Origin of the sequence: Streptomyces stelliscabiei (genome assembly GCF_014873495.1) — a bacterium.
Taxonomy (GTDB): domain Bacteria; phylum Actinomycetota; class Actinomycetes; order Streptomycetales; family Streptomycetaceae; genus Streptomyces; species Streptomyces bottropensis.
Genome location: NZ_JADBGF010000001.1, coordinates 9,220,051 through 9,241,292 on the forward strand (window position 1 = coordinate 9,220,051; position 21,242 = coordinate 9,241,292).

Here is a 21,242-nt window from a genome sequence, read left to right on the forward strand (position 1 = left end):
TACTTTGACCGCACTCTCGCCTTACAGCCAAAGCATTTTCCACTTCTGCCGACGCTGACGCGTCACTTCACGGGCACTTGCATTCCGAACAGTTTTTCCGCATTTCGGAACGCAATTTTTTCCTTGGCTTCGCGTGGCAGATCGACTCCCCGGAACCAGTCGGTTTGAGTTTTCATATTTGCAAACGGGTAGTCGGTTGCAAACATCACTCGATCCACGCTTATGTACTTCAGCAGGAGATCGAGCAGTTCAGTCTGAGGGAATGCGCTTGTTGTGAACCAGAAATTGTCATGGAAATACTGCTCGAACGGCTTGTCCAGACTCTTCTCGGTCACTTCGCTCATCTTCTCCACGATGCGTTTGTAGAAGAACGGAAGCCCCTCTCCCATATGACCGATGATAATCTGGAGCTTGGGATGCCTGTCGAATACTCCTGAGGTGATCATTCGGAGGCACTGAGTAACGACTTCCTGGTGCCATCCATATGCAGAGATGCTGAGAACCTGGTCCTGGAACTCCTTCTGATATTCCGGCCGCATATTGCTGTAGTAGATTCCGAAAACCTCGTCAGGCGGCAGGCCCGGATGGATGTATATCGGCACATCAAGGGTTTCGGCGCGCGCCAGCAGGGGCTCAAAGTCAGGATGGTCGAGGAATTTCTTCCCGATGATTCCATTGGTCAAACACCCCAGGAAGCCATCTTCTCGAACTGTGCGTTCCAGTTCGTCTGCCGAGGCCTCCGGATTCTGCAGAGGCAAGGTTGCAAATGCCTTGAACCGCCCCGGATAGGTGGCCATCGGTCCATCGACGAGCATCTTGTTGAGACGATACGCAAAATCGATGCCCTTCTGACCTTTGACATTCTGCACACCTGGCGTATGTGCGGAGAGGATCTGAACGTTGATCCCCGCCTCATCCATTGCACCGATGCGGCGCGGGCCGAGCTCGGCAAGACCAGTATTCTCGAGGAACAGCCTGTCGTTCAGCACCATCAACTCATGGGTGGAAAAGGTCTCTTCCGTGCCGATGAAGGGCAGGTCCTGGTCCCGCAGTGAAATGTCCGAAGTCTTGTCCGAAGTCTCGTTCTCGTTCGCTGCCGAGACAATGGCATGCGTGGACAAGCCGGCGCCAATGCCAAGTGCCGTGGCGGCGGTCAGGAATCCGCGGCGTCCCATGGGCTTCATGTCAGTCTCTCTTCAGGTGTCGGTGTGGTGCGGTATCCGTGCGGCATCCGTCTGCGAGATGCTTCAGATCGCCCCTTCGTGGTTACCGGACGCGCCCAGGTGTCCGCCCACGCCGCGTCCCCTGCTTCGACCTCGACCGCCGGTCACGCCGGTCCGCCGAAACACTGCCAGCCGAGACCAGGGGTCTTCGCGTCCTGCTCGCGCACCGCGGTAGTGCCGCCCGGCGGGCACCGCGTACGCGTCGGCGTGGTGCGCGATGGCGGCGTTCTCCGGTGCGAATTGGGTCCCGGTCAGGAACGCCGTCTTGGTCAGGCCCGGATCGATCATCTGGCACCGGTGCCCGTCCGAGCCGCCGCCCTCCGGCGGCGTGGGCGGGTGGGCTTCGGCTTTCCTCAGGTCGAGGAACCGCTCGCCGGCGCGCAGCGGCCGTGGTGGAGCTGACGACCCGCCCGCGTGCGCGCTGTGCGGGCCGGCTGTGGCGGGCCCCGCACTGTTGTCGGCGTGCGACCCGCGGGCGGCGACAGGGAACGCCGTCGCCAGCGCCCTGGTGGCCGCCCCGAGCCTCAACCGCCCGGACGGCGCATTCCCTGACGGCGCTGCGTCGACTGCCATCACTCGCCTCCTGCATGCGGGTTGCATCGCTTATCTGGATGCCTACTTCCTACCGAGCGAACCTGAGACGAACGTTAGAACCCGTCCTTGAACCGTCGCGGTGCAGAGGCCGGACGGATGCTCGACGGCCGACGCTGTCGCATATGGCTCTCGTCGCCCCGTGGATCCATGCTGTGTACCGGTGCGGGAATCCCTGAATGCGCTCGACCGATGCCACGATGCCGGTCACTATCTGGCCAGCGGACAGCGGACAGCGGACAGCGAACCGCCTCCCGTTATCCAACATTTGGCGCAGTTCTACCGTCATGACATGGAGGAGTGAGCTGCCCCGAGTTTGGTAGCGGCCGATCTTGTGTTTTTCAGGCGGCTTTGGGTGTGTCAACTCAACGGCTGATCCGGGTTGTTGAGGTTCGGTTGTTGGCCGGGGTGAGCCCGGCCTTCGAAGGCGATCTGGAAGGCGATCAGGGGGGCCTTCCAGAGTCACGGGTTTCGCTCGTGCCGGCTCCGTCGTCGTCGCGGCGGCCACCATCATGGTCTCCGTCTTCGCGGAATTCATCTTCAACGCGGAGCCCATGATCAAGCAGCCCGGCTTCGCGCTGGCCGCGGGCGTCCTCGTCGACCCCTTCGTCATCCGCATGACGCTCATCCCGGGCCATCGTGGCACTCGCGCAGGAGAAGGCCTGGTGGATCCCCGCCTGGCTGGACCGCCTGCTTCCCGACCTCGATGTCGAGGGCGACAAGCTCGCGCAGAAGATCCCGTTGCCCCACCCGGCGACCGCCCGGTCGCACGTCATGGCGCAGAAGGGCGGAATCCGTCAACTGACCGTAGTCGCGGTCTCTTCTCGCACCTCCTTGAGGTCACCTGCGCGGGAAGAGGCCGTGACGGGCGGGTCCGCCTGTCGACCTCCGGCCGGAACGGGCACACGCGTCGGTGTTCGGCCGGTGCGGCGCGGTCGGTCCGCACGCGGCGCCGTGGACGGTGCTCGGACCGGCTGTGCGGCATGGAGGCCCGTACTTCGACCGCGCGGCCGTGACCGGGGAGTGCCCGTCGGCGGCCCTGGGCATGGGCGAGGCGTGCACGGTACGTGCCGCTCGACCTGGCTGCCCGGCCGCCGAACTCGGCCCGCTGCGCCGCGAGTTGCGGCAACCGGATCAACTCTCCGGCAAGCACGTCGCCTTTCCGGTGCCCGGCTTGCCGAGGAAGCTCCATGCGCCGGCAGTCCAAGGATGCGGCCCCGCGCGGCATATGTCTGGTGGGGCGTGCGACGGCCTGTCGAACAGTCGCCCTCGCCCCCACCGGCCGGTGGGCCGCTCCGGGGCCGGTGAGGGGAGCCGCGCCGTATCTCGGAACCATCACGGGTCTTGTCACCTGTGCCGACGTCGTGCCAATCTCCGCCATGGTTACGTAAACATGGCCGGTTCGAATGGGTCCGAGTATCCGTACCGGACCCAGGTTCATCAGGTTCATCAGTGCCTCGGCTCAGGTGACGAACCCGCACTCCGCCCTCCGCGCTTTCCTGTCACTGGAGACGACATGACCAAGACCCCGACGAGGTCCAGAAGGCCGGCCACCATGCTCATGGCCGGCCTAGGTGCGACGCTCATGTTCCTGAGCGCTGCCCCTCCCGCCCTCGCCCGGTCGGCCGCCGACACGTCAGCCGCCTCGCACGTGTCGGAGAAGCCCAAGCCGAAGGGCGGTACCAGTGACTTCCGCGGAGTGAACTGGGCCGACCCGCGCGACAACTACGCCAGTGACGCCGTGGTGCCGAGCGGGCTGAAGGTGACCGACAACTACCGCACCGTGTACCGCACCACGGACAAGATGGTGCGCGGCTTCAAGAAGAACCTGGGCGCCAACACGTTGCGTCTGCCGATCAACCCGGCGACGGTGAACACCACCTGGTGGAAGTCGTACCGCGCGACGATCGACGCGGCCACGGCCTACGGTGACAAGGTCATCGTCAGCTACTGGGAGGCCGACACCAGCAAGGACGGGCTGGTCGACGACACGGCCGCCTGGAAGAAGATGTGGAAGACCGTGGTGCGGGAGTACAAGCACAACCCGCGGGTCTACTTCGAGCCGATGAACGAGCCGCACGGATACACCCTGAAGCAGTGGGTGTCCGTCACCAGCGGCTGGCTGGACCGGTACAAGGACGTTCCGCGCGGCCGCGTGGTGATCAGCGGCACCGGCTACAACGACAACGTCACCGGCGTCGGCGCGGCCCGCGAACTGCGCGGCACGCTGCTGTCCCTGCACTTCTACGGCTTCTGGAACAGCTACACCAAGCAGTCCGAATGGACCGCCGACCTCAAGACCCGGATCGGCAAGTACGCCGGCCGGACCATCATCGACGAGGCCGGCGCCCCGATGACCATCGGCCTGAACTACGGCGCGTGGAACGGCAACATCTACACGTCGTACCTCGCGGCCGTGGCCGACACCGCCCGCAGCAAGGGGATGGGACTGGTCTACTGGCCGGGGCTGCGGTTCGACGACGCCTACTCGATCCAGTCTCTGGATGCCAAGGGCAACCTCGTGAACAACAGCGAGACCGGAGTCGCGCTGCTGCGCTGGGGCTACGGCTTCGGCAAGACCCCGCCGGTCAACAACCTGCCGCCCGCGCCTCCCGGTGAGGTCCTGCGGGGCGTGGGCTCGGGCCGCTGCGTCGACGTGCCCGGCTTCAGCACGAAGAGCGGAACCCAGCTCGACCTCTGGGACTGCAACTCCGGAGGCAACCAGATCTGGAACTGGAACGCGGACAAACAGCTCACCGTCTACGGCAACAAGTGCATGACGGTGGGAGGTACCGGAGCCACTGCGGGCGACCCCGTGGTCATCGCCGACTGCACCGGCGCTGCGGCACAGCAGTGGAGCGTGAACGCGGACCTCTCCGTGACCAGCGTCGCGAACCCGGCGCTCTGCCTGGACGCGGCCGGAGCGGGCACCGGCAACGGCACCTCGGTCGACGTCTGGCTCTGCAACGGCAGCAGCAACCAGCAGTGGACCAGGAGCTGACGCCGACACCCTTCTGCCTCGGCCGCCGACTCGGAGCACCGAGTCGACGCCGACCGGAGCCGCCGGCGCCGCAGCGCTTCGCCCCAGGGAGAAGCGCGGCGGCGCCGGCGGTGTTCGCGGACCGAACGCGTCGTGCTCAGCCGAGTGCGAAGGCCACGAACTGGGTCACCTGGCGGGCGGCGAAGTTGTCGTCGGAGACCAGGACGACGGCGCGACGGCCGTCGGGGAGGCGTGGGCCGAGGGTGATGCCCTCGACGTTGTCCACCCGGGAGAGGCCGGGTACGTCGGACAGGTCGGTGACCAGCGTCTTGCGGACCGGCTTGACGGGTCGCACGGACGCGTCGGTGAGGGAGTCGCGGCCGAGGACGTCCGTCGCGCCGTGCAGGTCGACCAGATAGATCCGGGCCTTCCAGTTGTTGTCGGTGAAGATCGAGGCGCGCTCCAGGACGAGGAAGCGGTCGTGGCCGAGCGCCACGAGGTCGCTGACCCCGTTGGTGTCGGTGCTGCCCGCGGGGGTCGCGGCGAACAGTGGCTCCAGCGGGTAGGCGTACTGGGACAGCGGCTGTCCGGTGCGGGCGTCGTGGACGGTGATGCGGGTGAGCGCGCCGTGCTCGGGGGTGGGGTCGTCGCCGTCCTGGTGGAGAGGGTCCTCCATGGCGGTGACGATCCGCCGTCCGTCCGGGGTGAAGGTGACTCCTTCCAGGGTCTGGTTCTTGCGGGGGCCGAACTCCTGGGAGTTCATGTGCAGTTGAGGGGGCAGCGGGAGCTGTCCGGCGTAGGTACCGGTCGTGGTGGCGCGGCGGATCCAGGGGTCGCCGAGGAGGGCCGGGCCGTCGGACGGGACGATGCGTTCGCCCTCGCTCGTCCAGGCGAGACTGCCGTCGCGCGGGTCCACGGCGATGCCCTCCGGGTCGGGCGCGACGGTGGCGGTCGAGGTGGGCGGGAAAGCGCTGCCGTCCGGGCGGAGCCAGGGGTGGGTGCCGGTGAGCTCGACGCTCTTGAGGGCGTCGCCGGTGAGGTCCAGGCGGGCGGTGTAGAAGCGGGCGGGGCCGGTCTGCGACCGGTCGTCGCTGATCACGTAATACGTGCCGGACTTCACGTCGTAGGTGATGGCGGACAGCCCGCCGACGGTGGTGCCCTGGAAGGTCATCGCGTTCGGCAGCTCCCGCTCGCCGAGGAAGTCCAGCCGTACGCCGCTGCTGTGGGCGGCGGCCGGGGTGCCGGAGAGGGCGGGAAGCGCGGCGAGGACGACGGCGCCGGCGATGATCCGGGCGCGGGCGGCGCGGATGCTCATGGGGTCTCCGTGAGTTGTGGGGTGGGCAGGCCGGGCGGGGACGCGGGCGCGGTACGGGACGCGCGACGGCGTCGCCAGGCGAAGAAGGCGAGCGCGAGCAGGGTGAAGGCGTACGGGATCGCGGAGACCAGCTGCGACGGGATGTCCAGGTTGCCGAGCTGGACGGCGAGGGCCTCGGCGGTGCCGAAACCGAGGGCGGCGAGGAAGACGCCCCAGGGGCGCAGGGCGCCGAGGAAGACGGCGGCCAGGGCGATGTAGCCGCGGCCCGCGGTCATGCCGGTGACGAAGAAGGACACCGCGCCCATGCTCAGGAACACCCCGGCCACCCCGGCCAGCGCGCCGCTGAGCGCGAGGGCGCGGAACTGGACCCCGTGCACGTGGATGCCCACCGAGCGGGCCGCCTCGGGATGCTCGCCCACCGCGCGCAGATGGAAGCCGAACCGGGCCCGGTACAGCAGCCAGGCCACCGCCGGGGCGGCGGCGAGGGCGGCCCAGGTCAGCACGTTCTGCCCGCTGAGCACCGCGCCGAGACCGGGGACGTCCTCGATCAGGGGCAGCCGGACCGAGGGCAGCGCGCCGCTGTGCAGCCTGCTGGTCCCGCCCTTGTCGCCGAGGAGCGCGTACACGGTGTACGCGGTCGCGCCCGCAGCGAGCAGGTTGAGGCCGATGCCCGCGATGATGGCGTCCGCGCCGAGGTACAGGTGCAGCACGCCGAGCAGCAGCGCGAGCAGCGCGCCCCCGGCGATCCCGCAGACGGCGCCCGCCCACACCGAGCCGCTGTACCCGGCGACCAGCGCACCCGTACAGGCGGCGGTCAGCATCGAGCCCTCCAGCGCGATGTCGGGCACACCGGCCCGCTCGGCCAGCAGACCGCCGAGGGCGGCGAGGACGTACGGCGTGGACACCCCGAGGATCGCCGCGAGGAATCCGGTGCTGAGCACGACGTCGAGGACGGGGCCCATCAGCGGGCCTCCCTTCGGGCGAGGTACCGCTTGACGAGTTCGGGCAGCGCCCGGGCGGTCACGAGCAGCACGATGACCGCCTGGATGATGGTCACGGCCTCGGAGCCGACGTCGGTCTGCTGCTCCATCACATCGCCGCCGACGCGCAGATACGAGTAGAGGAGCGCGGCGGCGACCACACCGACCGGGTTGTTGCGGCCCAGCAGGGCGACGACGATGCCCTCGAAGGCCAGGCCGCCGGCCATGTCGGGCTGGAGCCCGCCGTAGACGCCGAGGGCGAGATGGGCCCCCGCGAGACCGGCGAGGGCGCCGCCGATGACGAAGCTCCACTCGATGGTGCGCGGTACGTCGAGGCCGCCGTACCGGGCGAAGTCCGGGTTGGAGCCGGTGATCCGGATGCGGTAGCCGAGCGGTGTCCTGGCCAGCAGGAACCACACGGCCGCGGCGACCGCGAGCATCCCGAACAGGCCGACGTTCGCCCGGTCCAGGGGACGCCGAAGAAGTCCGAGAGGAGGGGCAGCGCAGAGTCGGGCCGCACCGGCGCGGACTGCACCGCGCTGCTGTCGGGCGCCTTGATGTGGTCGGTGAGCAGATAGTCGAAGACGCGTACGACGACGGCGTTCAGCATCAGGGTGGCGACGATCTCGTTGGCGCCGAGACGGGCCTTCATCACCCCCGGGACCGCGCCCAGCGCACCCCCGGCGAGGGCGGCGACGGCGAGCGGCACCAGGACGGCGGCGACCGGCGGCAGGTGGAGATGGATCGCCACCAGGGCGCTGGCCAGGGCGCCGACGTACACCTGGCCCTCCGCGCCGAGGCTGATCTGCCGGGCCCGGAAGGGGATCGACACGGACAGGCCGAGCAGCGCCAGGGTGGTGGCGTCGGCGAGCCAGCGGCCGATCCGGGGCGTGCGCTCCAGCGGGCCGGTGAGCAGGGCGTTCAGCGCGCCGGTGGCGTCCTTGCCGGAGGCCAGGACGACCAGGAAGGCGATGAGGACGGCGACGGCGACGGTCAGCACGGTCATCGTCAGCTCGACGACGGCCGTACGGCGCCGCGTGGCCAGGAAATCCCGGCGTCCCCGCGCCTCGGGCCGCCCCTGCGCTTCCGCTGTTGTTCCGGGTTCCAGGGTCGAGGTCATCGGACACCTGCCGTGATCCGCTCGTCGGGATGCCGCTCCACGCCGAGCATGTACAGGCCGGTGGCCTCCTCGGTGAGCCCGGTCGGGTCGTCGAAGCGGGCGACCAGGCGGCCGTCCTTGATGACGAGCAACCGGTCGGAGAGCGCGAGCAGTTCACCGAGGTCGGCGGAGACAAGGAGCACGGCCGCGCCCGCGTCCCGGGCCTCGACGAGCCGCTCGTACATGAAGTGCATGGCGCCGATGTCGACGCCCCGGGTCAGTTGGGCGGCGAGCAACAGGCGTGGCCGGGCGGACAGTTCACGGGCGACGACGACCTTCTGCAGGTTGCCGCCGGACAGGGAACCGGCCGTCGCGTCGGGATGCGGTGCGCGGATCGCGTACCGGCCGATCAGGTCCTCTGCCAGTTCGCGGATGCGGCGGGTGCGCAGGATGCCGTGCCGGGCGACGGGGGGCCGGTCGTGGCGGTCGACGATCAGGTTGTCGGCGAGGGAGCGGTCCAGCGCCGCCCCGTTGGACAGCCGGTCCTCGGGCACGTGGGCGACACCGGCCCGGCGGTGGCCCGCCGCGTCGAGGTGGGTGACGTCGGTGCCGTCCACGGTGACCGATCCGGCGGTGGGGCGGCGCAGTCCGGCGAGGAGTTCGACGAGTTCGGTCTGGCCGTTGCCCTCGACGCCCGCGAGGCCGACGATCTCCCCGGCCGCGATGTCGAGGGACATGTCGTGCACCGAGGGGCCGGAGAGCCCCCGTACCCGCAGCACTCCCGCTCCGGGCCGGGCCGGAGGCTTCATCACGTCGAGGGACATCTCCCGGCCGACCATCATGGACGCCAGTTGCGCCGGGGTCGCCTCCTCGGTGCGCACGGTCGCGACCATCGACCCGGCGCGCATGACGGTCACGCGGTCGCTGATCTCCCGTACCTCCTTGAGCTTGTGCGAGATGAACAGCACGGTCATGCCGGCGTCGCGCAGCCTGCGGACCGCGCCGAACAGGTCGGTGGTCTCCTGGGGGGTGAGCACGGCGGTGGGCTCGTCGAGGATCAGGATGCGGGCGCCGCGGTGCAGGGCCTTGAGGATCTCGGCGCGCTGACGCATCCCCACCGACACCGCGTCGACCCTGGCCTCCGGGTCGACGGTGAGCCCCGCCTCCTCGGCCAGCGCGGCAGTGCGTTCGGCGGCGGCCGAGCGGTCGACGCGGCCGGCCCGGCCCGGTTCGACGCCGAGGACGACGTTCTCGGCGATGGTGAACGACGGCACCAGCATGAGGTTCTGGTGGACCATCCCCACTCCGAGGGCGATGGCGTCCTGCGGCCGGGAGAACCTGACCGGCCGGCCGTGCACGCTGAGTTGCCCGGCCGACGGCTGCTCCAGCCCGTACAGCAGCTTCATCAGCGTGGACTTGCCGGCGCCGTTCTGGCCGACGATCGCCCTGATCTCGCCGACGGGCACCGACAGGTCGACGTCGATCACGGCGCGGGTGCCGTTGGGGTAGGTCTTGCCCAGACCCGTGGCCGCCAGGGCGGGCGGGGCGGACGTGGCCTCTTCCGCGGGCCGGGGCACGGTCGCGTCGGTTTCCTCGATGGGTTCCACCAGTGTTCCTCGGAGGTCAGAAGGCCGAAGGGACCTTGACGGCACCGGACTTGACCTTCGCGGCCTGCGCCCCCAGTTCGGCGCGTACGGCGGCGGGGACGAGCTTGTCGAAGTTGGCGTTCTCGACGTAGCCCACGCCGTCCTCGGCGAGGCCCACGGCGGCGGGCTTGCCGTAGGCGAGGGTGCCGGCCTTGTTCGCCTTGGCAGCCAGGTAGAGGGCGTTGCCGGCGTTCTTGAGGATGGAGGTGACGACCGTCTGGCGCTGGTCGGCGTCGGTGAGGGTCTTGTACTGGTCGGAGTCGACGCCGAAGGCGTACCGCTTGGCGGCCACGGCCGACTCGAACACACCGAGCCCCGAGGATCCGGCGACGGGCCACACCAGTTCGGCGCCCTGCCCGTACATCGCCGAGGCGATCTGCTTGCCCTTGGCGGGGTCGCCGAACGGGTTGTCGCCGCCGACGTACTGCACGAGAACACCGGAGGACGAATTTCCGCCCGCCGCCTCGAAGCCCGCTTTGAAGCCGACGACGAAGTCCTCGATGACGGGAATCTTCACCCCACCGATCACGCCCACCTTCCCGTTTCCGGAGCTTCCGGGAAGGGACTTGCCGGCGACGAGTCTGTCGGCGAGGAATCCGGCGAGATAGGCGGCCTCGTTCTGCTTGAAGGTGACCGAGTAGACATTCGCGCACTTGTTGGAACAGCCGCTCTTGCCCGTGTAGTCGACGGAACCGTCGAAGAGCCAGAACTTCTTGTCGGGGTATTCCGGGGCCAGTTTGGAGACGAGGTCGACCGTGTCCACGGTGCCCGCCGCGAGCACGTCGTAGTCGTCGCCGGCTGCGGCGTCCTCGAAGCCGGAGGCCCACTTCGTGCGGTCGCTGCCCAGCTCGACGACCTTCAGGCTGTAACCGAGGTCCTTCTCCGTCTTCTTCAGGCCCGCGTACGCGGAGTCGAAGAAGGAACGGTCGCCGAGGTTTCCGTTGATGACGAACTTGATTCTCGGCTTACCGGAATTTCCGGACCCGGCGGAGTCGGTGTCCGTCGAGGCACCGCATGCGGCGAGGGTGAGGGAGAGCGCCGCGACGCCTCCCAGAATTCTGATCTTGTTCATCTTCCGGGATTGCCTTTCTCTACGAGGTTTGTTCCTGTCCATTGGCCGAAAGCTATGCAATGCAAAACGTTTTGGCTATGGGTCTTCGTGTTCTCTCGCGTGAGGAGATTGTTTCCGGGAGCAGCGCGGTGGCCGCGATGGTGACGGCCCTGTCGAAGTCGGTCTCCCGCTCGGCCGGGGTGAGCGCCTGCGCATGGCGCACGTGGTCGCTGACGGTCAGGACGGCGAGCGCCTGGCCGCCCTCGGCGGCGGCGGTCGCGTACAGGCCCGCGGCCTCCATCTCGACGGCCAGGGTCCCGTGTGCTTCCAGCCGCTCGAACAGCGCCGGACGCTGCAGATAGAAGTGGTCGGTGGTGAACACCGGCCCGACGTGAGTGCGCGGTCCGTCTCCGTCCTCGTCCCCGGCGGCCTGTGCAGCCGCCGCGGCCAGGTCGAAGGAGGCGGCGTGGCTGAGGTGCACTCCGTCGATACGGCTGCTGCCCATCGCCGAGTCGGTGTGGGCCGCCGTGGCCACGACGACGTCCCGCAGCCCCACCGAGGCGGGGAGGGCGCCCGCGGTGCCCACGCGCACGATGCGGCGCACGCCGTAGAAGCGGAACAGTTCGGTCGCGTAGATCGTGACGGACGGCATGCCCATGCCCGAGGCCAGCACGGACAGGGGAGCCCCTCGGTACGTTCCGGTGAAGCCTTCGATGCCGCGCACGTCGGTGACCAGCCGCGCGTCCTGAAGGATCGTTTCCGCGATACGGCGTGCCCGGCGCGGGTCGCCGGGCATCAGCACGTCCGGCGCGAAGTCACCGGGGGCGGCCGAGATGTGGGCGGTGACCATCAGGCCTCCTCCTCTGCCTCTGCCTCTGCCTCTGCCTCTGCCGGGGTGGCGGCCAGCCAGAGGACCAGCCGGTCCCACAGCCCGGGATAGCCCTCCCACTCCAGGAAGGCGGGCGGGGCCCAGTGCGGTGCCAGGTCGGACGTGAACGCCGCCGACCTGCCCGCGCCGTATTCGCCCACCGCCAGCAGCGGATGCCCCGCGCACTCGACGAGCAGGTCCGCGCTGTCCCGTACCGCCACCTCGTTGAGGCCGAGCAGGTCCGGCCACGTCGCGTCCAGGCCGTCGACCACCGGGTGCCGGGCGAGGACGCGTGGTGCCGCCCCGGCGGGCAGTTCCACCCGGTCGTCCCGGTCGTGCAGGGTGACCGGCAGTGCGGCGGCCAGCGGGGTGCGGCCCCAGCGGGCCTTGGCGTCGATGCCGGTGAAGGTGAGGTAGCCCCCGACCATCAGCAGGCCGCCCCCGCGTTCGACGTACGCCCGCAGCAGTTCCGTGCGGTCCGGGGCGGGGAGGGAGTGGGCGAAGGTCTGCGGGGTGAGCTGGAAGCTGTTGGCCCCGACGTCGCTGATCACGACGACGTCGTAGGCGTCCAGGCCCTCGGCGGTGGCGGGCACTCTGCTCGCTATCTCGTGCGCCGGGACGTAGGTCACCGTGTGGCCGCGGTCGCGCAGCGCGTCGAGGAAGACCTGGGCGCCCTCGACGTACTCGGAGGTGAAGAAGGAGTCGAACCCCTTCTGGTGGACGGAGTGGGTGAACCAGGACTCACCCACGACGAGGACATGGGGCATCGCTGCACGGCCTTTCACAAGAGGTGTGGGGTGTTGAGGTGGTGGTGGGGCGGCGGTGCCCCGGATCAGCGGGTCGGGCGCACGGGCGCCGTACTGGCGCGGACCTTCAGCCGGACCGGCAGGATGTGCCGGGAGGCGGGGGGCACCTCGTCACGGTGGACGTAGCTGAGGAGTTGGGCGCCGGCGGTGCGGCCGACGTCGTAGGCGGGCTGGTGGACGGTGGTGAGGCGGGGGTGGACCCGGGAGGCGAGCATGATGTCGTCGAAGCCCGCCACCGAGACGTCGTCAGGGACGCTCAGGCCCGCGTCCTCCAGGGCGGCGACCGCGCCGAGCGCCATCAGGTCGTTGGCGGCGAACACCGCGGTGAAGCGACGCGGGCCGCCGCCGTCCAGGGCCGCGGCGACCACGTCGTAACCGGACCGCTCGACGAACGCGCCCTCGACCTCGGTGACGCCCGCGTCGCCGAACGCCTCCCGGAAACCGGCGATCCGCTCCAGGCTGCTGACCAGGTCCACCGGCCCGCTGATCGCCAGCACCCGGCGGTGGCCCAGCTCCCGCAGGTGCTCTCCGATCAGCCGGCCGCCGGCGCGGTGGTCGGCGGTGACCAGGATGGTCTGCTCCAGCAGCCCGGGGACGACCTCGTCGGCCAGGGCGATGGGGAACCGCCCGAGCAGCGACGCCAGCCGGCCCCGGGAGGGCGGTGAGCCGGAGGCGTACACCATGCCGTCGATGAACCGGCCCCGGAGCATCTCCAGATAGCGGTCCTCGCGGTCGGGGTCGAACTCGGTGTTGCAGAGGATGACCCCGTAGCCCAGGTCGTGGGCGGCGTCGTCGACGCCCTTGGCGAGTTCGGCGAAGAACTGGTTGGTGATGTCGGGCACCAGCAGCCCTATGACGTTGGTCGAACCGGCCTGGAGGTTGCGCGCCGTGGAGGCCGGGACGTAGCCCAGCCTGCTGACGACCGAGCGGACCCGCTCGGCGGTCTCCTCCGCGACCGGCCGGTTGCCGCTGAGCACATGGGACACCGTGGTCGGACTGACCCGGGCGGCGGCCGCCACGTCCTTGATCGACGCGGGCCGCCGCAACCGGCGGCGGGCCGGGTCCTCGTCCCGTTCAGGGGTCATAGTGCTGCACCGCCCTGCCGTGCGAGGTGTCGAGGAGCGCGGGCACGCGCGCCTCGATCTCGGCCAGCAGCGCCGGCAGGTCCACCGTCAGCAGCCGGCCGTCCCGCACCACGACCCGCCCGTCCACCACGACCGTGCGCACATCGCTCGCCCGGGCGCTGTAGACCAGGGCCGCCACCGGGTCGTGCACCGGTCGGCAGTGCGCTCCGCCCAGGTCGACCAGCACGATGTCCGCGGCCCGGCCCGGTTCCAGCGAGCCGATCCGGTCCCCGAGCCCGAGCGCCCGGGCCCCGCCGCGCGTGGCCAGCAGGACCGTGTCGGACACCGTCATCCAGGTGGCGTCCCGTTCGGCCTGCTTCTGGGTGAGCGCGATCAGCCGCATCGCCTCCCACACGTCCAGCGTGTTGTGCCCGGCGGCCCCGTCCGTCCCGGCCCCGACGGCGACACCGGCGTCCAGCAGACTCCGTACCGGGGTGAGCGGATGCAGCGCGTGCTTCAGATACACCTTCGGACAGCAGGCCACGCCCGTACGGTCCCGGTGCGCCGCCAGCGTCGGCAGGTCCTCGGGGACGATCCCGCAGCCGTGCGCGATCAGCGCGCCCGCGTCCAGCACGCCGGTCCGCTCCAGCACCCCGATGGGGGTGATGCCGCGCCGGGCGAGACTCGACTCGGTCTGCTCCAGGTGCTCGGCGGCGTGGATGTGGATGCGCAGGCCCGCCGCCTTGGCCAACTCCGCGAGACGGACCAGGTCGGCGTCGTCGACGGTGTACGGCGCGTGCGGGCCCAGCGACGCCGTGACCCGTCCGCCGCCCGTGCCGTGCAGGGCTACGGCGGTCTCGGCGCTCTCCTCCAGTGCCGCGCGTCCCCGGCTGCTGAAGAAGGTCGGCGCGAGGTCGGCCCGGATCCCGGTCCGTACGACGGCGTCGGCGATCCGCTCGGCGTGGAAGTAGTGGTCGGCGAAGGTGGTCACGCCGCTGAGCAGCATCTCCGCGCAGGCCAGCTCCGCACCGAGGCCGATGTCGGCGGGGGTGAGATTGACCTCCATGGGCCACACCCGCTCGTTGAACCAGTCCTCCACGCTCACGTCCTCGGCGGCGCCGCGCATCAGCGTCATCGGGCCGTGCGTGTGGGCGTTCACCAGCCCGGGTACGGCGAGCAGTCCCGTGCCGTCGACGGTCTCAGCCCCCGCCGCCTCCGGTCCGGACCCCGCCGGACCCAGCCAGGCGATCACTCCGTCCTCGACCAGGATGTCCTGGTCCGTCTCCACTCGGCAGGGGCCCTGCTCAGGCACGACGAGCACCGAGCAGGACGTCACGATCAGTCGGTGCGTCATGTGGATCCTTCCGTTCGAACCGGACGTTAAGGATCCAAAACGTTTTGCACAAGCCCCTGCCAAGGGGCTGCCGTGGAGCTGTGACCCCGCGCTTCAGTCCGCGTCCGCGACCACGGAACCGACGCGGTCGGCGAGGGTCGGGTCGCGGCGGACCAGGAGGGCCGCGTAGCCGACGGCGGCGAACAGGGCGGCCAGTGCCGCGTAGGGGAACCAGTTGTACGGGGCGGGCTGGCCCGGCTTGGCGAGGTAGTAGAGCGGGACCAGGATGGCCAGGGTGCCGAGCGCGGGCAGGACGAGGTGCCGGACCACCCGGAACTCCTGCGGCCGGTATCTGCGGTAGTACAGCGGCAGGGCGATGTTGGAGGCGAGGTAGACCAGCAGGATCAGGATGGTGCCGAGCGTCGAGGACTCGGTGAAGAAGACCACCGGGTTCATCGGTCCGCCGCCGGATCCCACCAGATGGCCGAGGCCCCAGCCGCCGATGATCAGCAGGGCCGTGGCGGCGAAGGTGACGATCGCGTTGTTCGGTGTACGGCGGGTGGGGTGCACGTAGCCGAAGAAGGACGGGAGCAGCCCCTCGCGTCCGGCGTTGAACACCAGGCGGGCCTGGGAGTTGATGCCGGCGATCAGCACGCCGAGCGTGGAGGTCAGACCGCCCAGGTAGGTGAGGAACGCCAGTGCGCCGAGGGTGTGCTGGGCCACCTCGACGAAGGGGATCGGGGAGGCCCCGAGCCGGTCCACGTCGTATCCGAAGCCGGTGACGGTGGCGTAGGCGAAGACGACGTAGCTCACCGTCATGATGGCGACGGAGGAGAACACCGCGCGGCCGACGTTGCGTCGCGGGTTCTCCGTCTCCTCGGCGAGAGCGGCCGAGTTCTCCCAGCCGACGAACAGGTACACCGCCAGGGGGAAACCGGCCGCCAGGCCTCTGAAACCGTTGCTGATGTGGCTGGGCAGGAACGGATCGAGGGAAAGAGAGCCGCGGTGTTCCACGAGCGCCGCGATCGAGACCACGGCCAGGACCAGCATCTCCACGCCGAAGAAGTAGCCGGCCCACTTGGTGGAGACCACGATCCCGCGCAGCATCAGCCCCACGGCCAGTCCGGTGAGCAGCAGGGTCCAGAGGATCCACGGCAGGTCCACGCCGGTGTAGTGGTGCAGGGTGATCTGCACGAACCCGCCGGAGATGGCGATCACGGAGGCCATCGCGATGATGTAGCCCACTCCCGCCAGCAGCGCCGTGGTCACCGCGCTCACCGGACCGAAGGTCTTGCCCACGAAGGTGGTGAAACTGCCCGCCGACGGGTGCGCCCGGGAGAACTCGGCCAGCGTGTTGCCGAGCAGGGCGACCGCGATGCCCGCGGCGACGATGGTCAGGGGTGAGGCCACGCCCGCGGTGGTGGCCAGGAAGGCGAAACCGAAGAAGAAGCTCATCGCCGGGCCGACGTTGGCCATCGTGGCGGCGGCGATGTCCGCCATGCCGAGGACGCCGCCACGCAGCCGCTGCGGCGCGTCGCCGACGGGACCCGGCGGGAACGGCTTGCCTGCTCCGGGGTCGGGCATGACGGCAACTCCTTGTGCGGTGGTGGCCTGATGGGTGCCGCTCCGACTACCGGCGCGGGTTCTCGACGGTCGGACCGGCACGACCCGGCGTCAGCCGTGCCGGGAACGCTGGTGTCCTTTCACCGCCTGTACGGCCGGATCGGTCGCGCCCCGGCCCAGTTCGGTGAGCAGTTCGGCGTGGCACCGGTTCTGCGCCCGTACCACCGCGGGGTGCGGCAGGGGCAGCAGCAGGCAGAGCCGGCCGAGCAGATCGGCGGCGAACTCGCGCATTCCGGCACCGCCGAGCGTCTCCGCGAGGTCCAGGTGGAAACGCGTCTCCAACTCGGCCAGGTATGCCGGATCGTCGGTCACTTCCGTCTCCTCGACCAACGCCCGCAGCCCCTCCAGCCGTTCGCCCGGCACCTCTCCCGAACCGTGCGCCACGAGGCCGCATTCGAGCAGCAGATGGAAGGCGTCGAGTGCGGCCGCCTCCTCGGCGTCGTGCATCACGGCGACGACGGTGTCCCAGTCCTGCGCGACGAAGGTGCCGCCCGCACGTCCGCGTCGGCGGTCGAGCAGCCCGTCCTGGCACATGCCCTCCAGCGCGCGTCGGACGGTGATCTCACTGATCCCCAGTTCCTCGGCCAGGACCCCGGTGTCGGGGAGCCGGTCCCCGGGCCGTACGGAGCGCAGGCGGACTCGCAGGGCGATGCGCGACCGGACGAGATCGGATCCGTTCTGGCCCCCGCCGGGCAACGCGCGGGCGTGCCCCACGCCGGTGACCGACGTCGTCCGAGCCGGGCCCGGCTGGTTGTACGGCCCGAACTTGCCCGCTGCATTCACCACGACGCCACCCTAACGGCCTGCTGAACGCGGCCCCGGCCCGTGCGGCACGCGGCCCGGCGCGCCGGGCCGTGTCGGGGGCGGAGGTGGGGGCGGATGCGGGCGCGGTCGTACGGCGACCGGTGCGCGAGCGACTGGTGTCCGGGCGGCCGGTGTCCGGCCCGCAGGTGTCGCGGGTCGGCTTCTCGGCGTTCGCCCCACCGGGAAGCGGGCTCGCGCGGGTGTGGTGCACAGGACTCCCAGGGTGCGGGGAACGCCGGAGGGAACTCCCCCGAAGCGGTCCGCAACGGCCCGGGGACAGCCGGGCCACGGCGTGGCCCGGCTGTCGCGCCGGTACGGAGGAGCCGCGATGGAGGAAAAATTAGAGCAAGGTGAACAGTTAAACAAGACCTTCCCGCGCCCGGTTCGTGGGCGGGGGAGGGGGTGGGTCGGTGGCCGGGGCGTCACGCCCCTGAGCAGGGGATTCGTGCCTCGTCGCGCGGTCCGTGGGGTGAGGTGACGGCGGCGTCCGCGAGGCCTTGGTGCCCCGGAGCGCGGCGCGTGGGAGCCGTCGCCCGGGCGGCTGGACCCCTTGTCTTTTTTGATCGCCGTGAACTATTTTCCTGAGCGTCATCGGGCGGCCGACACGGCGGACGCCGACCGGCGGTCGTGATCCACCATGCCTTCCCCGCGACCGTGATCGCCCCCCGCGACCCCGCCGCTGACCCGGCACCCCGCATGTCGCGCCCGGCGCGTCCGGCGGGTCCAGACGGCCGACTCCGTCGGACGTCGCCGGAATCATCCACATTCCCCGCCAGTCCCCTGGATGTAGAAATGACAACACGTCCCCCTGCCCCCGCTCCCGATACGGTGACCACCACCGAAAGCACCCCAGCAGGATCCGGCCTGCAGGCCGGGCTGAAGAACCGGCACCTGTCGATGATCGCCATCGGCGGCGTGATCGGCGCGGGCCTGTTCGTCGGTTCCGGCTCGGGCATCGCCGCCGCGGGGCCCGGCATCCTCGTGTCGTACGCACTCGTGGGCGCCCTGGTCGTGCTCGTGATGCGCATGCTGGGTGAGATGGCCGCCGCGAACCCGACCTCCGGCTCCTTCTCCGCCTACGCCGACCGCGCGCTCGGCCGCTGGGCCGGGTTCTCCATCGGCTGGCTGTACTGGTTCTTCTGGGTCGTGGTGCTCGCCGTGGAGGCGACCGCCGGCGCGAAGATCCTGGAGAGCTGGATCCCGGGCGTGCCGCAGTGGGCCTGGGCCCTGATCGTCATGATCGTGCTGACCGTCTCCAACCTCGCCTCGGTCGCCTCCTACGGCGAGTTCGAGTTCTGGTTCGCCGGGATCAAGGTCGTCGCGATCGTCGCGTTCATCGGGGTCGGCCTCCTGGCCGTCTTCGGGATCCTGCCGGGCACGCACAGCGACACCGCGGGACTGTCCAACCTCACCGCGCACGGCGGCTTCCTGCCCAACGGACCCGGCAAGATCCTCACCGGCGTGCTGATGGTCGTCTTCTCCTTCATGGGCAGCGAGATCGTCACCCTGGCGGCCGGGGAGTCCGAGGACCCCCAGCGCGCGGTCACCAAGGCCACCAACAGCGTCATCTGGCGGATCGGCGTCTTCTACCTCGGCTCGATCTTCGTCGTGCTGACCCTGCTGCCCTGGAACTCCCCGGCCATCACCAAGGACGGCTCGTACGTCGCCGCCCTGGACTCGCTGGGTATCGCGCACGCCGGTCAGGTCATGAACTTCATCGTCCTCACCTCCGTGCTGTCCTGCCTCAACTCCGGCCTCTACACCGCCTCCCGCATGGCCTTCTCCCTCGGCCGCCGCGGCGACGCACCCGCCGCCTTCGGCCGGACCAAGCGCCGGGGTGTGCCGCAGACCGCGATTCTCGCCTCTGTCGTCTTCGGCTTCGTCGCGGTGTTCTTCAACTACGCCTGGCCCGACACCGTCTTCCTGTTCCTGCTCAACTCCTCCGGCGCCATCGCCCTGTTCGTCTGGCTGGTCATCTGCTTCTCGCAGCTGCGGATGCGCCGGATCATCCAGGCCGAGTCGCCCGAGAAGCTCGTCGTCCGCATGTGGCTGTTCCCGTACCTGACCTGGGCCACCATCGCCCTGATCGTGTTCGTGCTCGGCTACATGCTCACCGACACCGCCTCCGGTGGAGGCCGGGACCAGGTCGTCCTGTCCACCCTGGTGGCCGGGGGTGTGGTGGCCTTCGCGCTGATCCGCAAGCGGCTGTCACCGACTGCCCGGCAGAAGGAGGGCACCCCCTCGTAGCGGACCGGGCCCGCACGGGGCCGCCCCTGCCGCCGGTGACGCGACCCTCCCCCTCGCGTCACCGGCTGCACGGCTGCACGGCCGCACCCGTCACCGGGCGGGCGCTGGACCCGGCGGTTACGGTCCTGCCGCTGCCGCCCAGGGCGGACCGTCCGCCGTGGCCGTCGGCCGTCAGCTCTCGGACGGCTCTTCCCAGGTGACGGACAGTTCGTTGCGCTGGCCGAAGCGTTCGAGGTGGCTGCCCACGACCTCGCGGACGGAGGTGAGCGCGGACGCGTCGGGTGCGCTCACGCGGATCAGGAGGTGGTCCTCGGCGGGCTGGAGGAGGACATCGGTCTGCTCGAAGGTGAGGCGGTGGCCGCCTTCGGGAGTCTGCTCGGTGGGGATCTTCCGCCCGAAGTGCGAGGCGAGTTGCTTGGCGTAGCGGGGGGCGGCGTCGGTGGAGGCGCGACCGAGGGAGGTGGGCATGGGGAGACTCCAAGGGACGGGGGATCGAGGCGCTGCGACCGTTGCTTCAAATTTGAAGTGACTGTCGCGTCGACCATAGTCCCGCATGATTCAAATTTGAATCAAGGGTGATGTCGCGTGGATCACATTCCTGCGTACCGGGCGGCGAACGGCAGACTGCCCGTATGACCCTCCACTGCGCAGTGCTGGACGACTACCAGGGCGCCGCCCTCGCCCTGGCCGACTGGAGCACCCTCGCCGACCGGGTGGAGGTGCGCACGCTCCGCGAGCACATCACCGACCGGGACGGGCTCGTGGCCGAACTCGCCGACTGCGAGATCGTCGTGGCCATGCGGGAACGCACCCCCATCTCCGCCGACCTGCTGCGCCGACTGCCCCGGCTGCGCCTGCTGGTGACCACCGGTATGCGCAATGCCTCCATCGACCTCGCCGCGGCCCGGGCCCAGGGCGTGGTCGTGTGCGGGACGGCGAGCAGCCCCACCCCGCCCGTCGAACTGACCTGGGCGCTCCTCCTCGGCCTGGCCCGCCACCTCACCGTGGAGAGCCGGGTGCTGCGCGAGGGCGGCCCCTGGCAGTCCACCGTCGGGCAGGACCTGCACGGCCGCACCCTCGGTCTGCTCGGACTGGGCAGGATCGGCACCCGGGTGGCCCGCGTCGCCACCGCCTTCGGCATGGAGGTCCTCGCCTGGAGCCAGAACCTCACCGCCGAACGGGCGGCCGCGGCGGGAGCCGAACTCGCCGCCGGCAAGGCGGATCTGCTCGGCCGAAGCGACTTCGTGTCCGTCCACCTCGTCCTGTCCGACCGCACCCGCGGCCTGCTCGGCGAGCCGGAACTGCGTGCCATGCGCCCGCACGCCCACCTCGTCAACACCTCCCGCGCCGCCATCGTCGACCGGGCCGCCCTCGAACGTGCCCTGCGCGAGGGCTGGATCGCCGGCGCCGGTCTCGACGTCTTCGAGACCGAACCGCTCCCCGCCGACGACCCCCTGCGCTCCCTCCCGAACGTGCTCGCCACCCCGCACCTGGGCTATGTCACCGAGCGGAACTACCGCACCTTCTACACGGAGGCGGTGGAGGACATCACCGCCTTCCTCGCCGGCACCCCGGTCCGCACGCTGACACCCGGCTGAGCGGGTACGGACGC

Annotated in this window: 18 protein-coding genes and 1 pseudogene; 4 read left to right on the plus strand and 15 right to left on the minus strand. The window is 70.0% G+C overall.

Features of this window, described 5'->3' with window-relative positions; translation table 11 throughout:
* Positions 1-62: 62 nt before the first annotated feature.
* On the minus strand, positions 63-1,184 hold the full coding sequence (locus H4687_RS40265) for an amidohydrolase family protein (RefSeq protein WP_050398613.1): 1,122 nt from the start codon (positions 1,182-1,184) through the stop codon (positions 63-65).
* A gap of 63 nt (positions 1,185-1,247) precedes the next feature.
* Positions 1,248-1,796: a hypothetical protein gene (locus H4687_RS40270; RefSeq protein ID WP_159026189.1), complete on the minus strand. Its 549-nt coding sequence runs from the start codon at positions 1,794-1,796 to the stop codon at positions 1,248-1,250.
* Between the two features lie 530 nt (positions 1,797-2,326).
* Between H4687_RS40270 and H4687_RS48575 the strand changes: the two genes are divergently transcribed.
* Entirely contained in the window at positions 2,327-2,830 is a 504-nt protein-coding gene (locus H4687_RS48575) for a hypothetical protein (protein WP_404819302.1), read from the plus strand.
* Between the two features lie 500 nt (positions 2,831-3,330).
* On the plus strand, positions 3,331-4,815 hold the full coding sequence (locus tag H4687_RS40280; protein ID WP_046916565.1) for a ricin-type beta-trefoil lectin domain protein: 1,485 nt from the start codon (positions 3,331-3,333) through the stop codon (positions 4,813-4,815).
* Between the two features lie 136 nt (positions 4,816-4,951).
* Here H4687_RS40280 and H4687_RS40285 read toward each other — a convergent pair whose 3' ends face one another.
* The 12 genes and pseudogenes from H4687_RS40285 to H4687_RS40335 form a co-directional block, all read right to left on the minus strand.
* On the minus strand, positions 4,952-6,109 hold the full coding sequence (locus tag H4687_RS40285; protein WP_050398615.1) for an esterase-like activity of phytase family protein: 1,158 nt from the start codon (positions 6,107-6,109) through the stop codon (positions 4,952-4,954).
* Positions 6,106-7,071, minus strand: a complete 966-nt coding sequence (locus H4687_RS40290; RefSeq protein WP_046919210.1) for an ABC transporter permease — start codon at positions 7,069-7,071, stop codon at positions 6,106-6,108. Before H4687_RS40290 ends, H4687_RS40285 begins: the two co-directional genes overlap by 4 nt.
* Positions 7,071-7,529, minus strand: coding sequence for an ABC transporter permease (locus tag H4687_RS47745; RefSeq protein ID WP_264086510.1), 459 nt, complete (start codon positions 7,527-7,529; stop codon positions 7,071-7,073). Before H4687_RS47745 ends, H4687_RS40290 begins: the two co-directional genes overlap by 1 nt.
* Before the next feature lie 125 nt (positions 7,530-7,654).
* Positions 7,655-8,209, minus strand: a pseudogene (locus H4687_RS47750) (ABC transporter permease subunit); the annotation flags it as partial.
* On the minus strand, positions 8,206-9,795 hold the full coding sequence (locus H4687_RS40300; protein WP_078907330.1) for an ABC transporter ATP-binding protein: 1,590 nt from the start codon (positions 9,793-9,795) through the stop codon (positions 8,206-8,208). The pseudogene H4687_RS47750 and the gene H4687_RS40300, both read right to left, overlap by 4 nt.
* Before the next feature lie 16 nt (positions 9,796-9,811).
* Positions 9,812-10,906, minus strand: a complete 1,095-nt coding sequence (locus H4687_RS40305; protein ID WP_046919211.1) for a BMP family lipoprotein — start codon at positions 10,904-10,906, stop codon at positions 9,812-9,814.
* Between the two features lie 52 nt (positions 10,907-10,958).
* Positions 10,959-11,735 carry a purine-nucleoside phosphorylase gene (gene deoD / locus H4687_RS40310; RefSeq protein ID WP_046919212.1) on the minus strand — a complete coding sequence of 259 codons (777 nt, stop codon included), beginning with the start codon at positions 11,733-11,735 and terminating at the stop codon, positions 10,959-10,961.
* Positions 11,735-12,520, minus strand: coding sequence for a glutamine amidotransferase (locus H4687_RS40315; protein WP_046919213.1), 786 nt, complete (start codon positions 12,518-12,520; stop codon positions 11,735-11,737). The genes deoD and H4687_RS40315 overlap by 1 nt, the downstream gene beginning before the upstream one ends.
* A 65-nt stretch (positions 12,521-12,585) precedes the next feature.
* Positions 12,586-13,644, minus strand: coding sequence for a LacI family DNA-binding transcriptional regulator (locus tag H4687_RS40320; RefSeq protein ID WP_046919214.1), 1,059 nt, complete (start codon positions 13,642-13,644; stop codon positions 12,586-12,588).
* Positions 13,634-14,977, minus strand: a complete 1,344-nt coding sequence (locus tag H4687_RS40325) for an amidohydrolase family protein (RefSeq protein ID WP_046919215.1) — start codon at positions 14,975-14,977, stop codon at positions 13,634-13,636. Before H4687_RS40325 ends, H4687_RS40320 begins: the two co-directional genes overlap by 11 nt.
* Before the next feature lie 93 nt (positions 14,978-15,070).
* The gene (locus tag H4687_RS40330; RefSeq protein WP_046919216.1) at positions 15,071-16,540 is read right to left on the minus strand and encodes an APC family permease; all 1,470 of its coding nucleotides are present in this window, start codon (positions 16,538-16,540) and stop codon (positions 15,071-15,073) included.
* A gap of 90 nt (positions 16,541-16,630) precedes the next feature.
* Positions 16,631-17,365: a FadR/GntR family transcriptional regulator gene (locus tag H4687_RS40335; protein ID WP_046919217.1), complete on the minus strand. Its 735-nt coding sequence runs from the start codon at positions 17,363-17,365 to the stop codon at positions 16,631-16,633.
* Between the two features lie 810 nt (positions 17,366-18,175).
* On the opposite strand from H4687_RS40335, the gene H4687_RS40340 reads away from it, so the two are divergent.
* Entirely contained in the window at positions 18,176-19,630 is a 1,455-nt protein-coding gene (locus H4687_RS40340) for an amino acid permease (RefSeq protein ID WP_179859953.1), read from the plus strand.
* A gap of 171 nt (positions 19,631-19,801) precedes the next feature.
* Here the strand turns inward: H4687_RS40340 and H4687_RS40345 are convergent, their stop codons facing one another.
* Positions 19,802-20,098 (minus strand): DUF2218 domain-containing protein, encoded by a 297-nt coding sequence (locus tag H4687_RS40345; protein WP_046913005.1) that lies wholly within the window; start codon positions 20,096-20,098, stop codon positions 19,802-19,804.
* Between the two features lie 164 nt (positions 20,099-20,262).
* Here H4687_RS40345 and H4687_RS40350 point away from each other — a divergent pair, with 164 nt between their 5' ends.
* On the plus strand, positions 20,263-21,228 hold the full coding sequence (locus tag H4687_RS40350) for a D-2-hydroxyacid dehydrogenase family protein (RefSeq protein WP_179859952.1): 966 nt from the start codon (positions 20,263-20,265) through the stop codon (positions 21,226-21,228).
* The last annotated feature ends 14 nt before the right edge of the window (positions 21,229-21,242 follow it).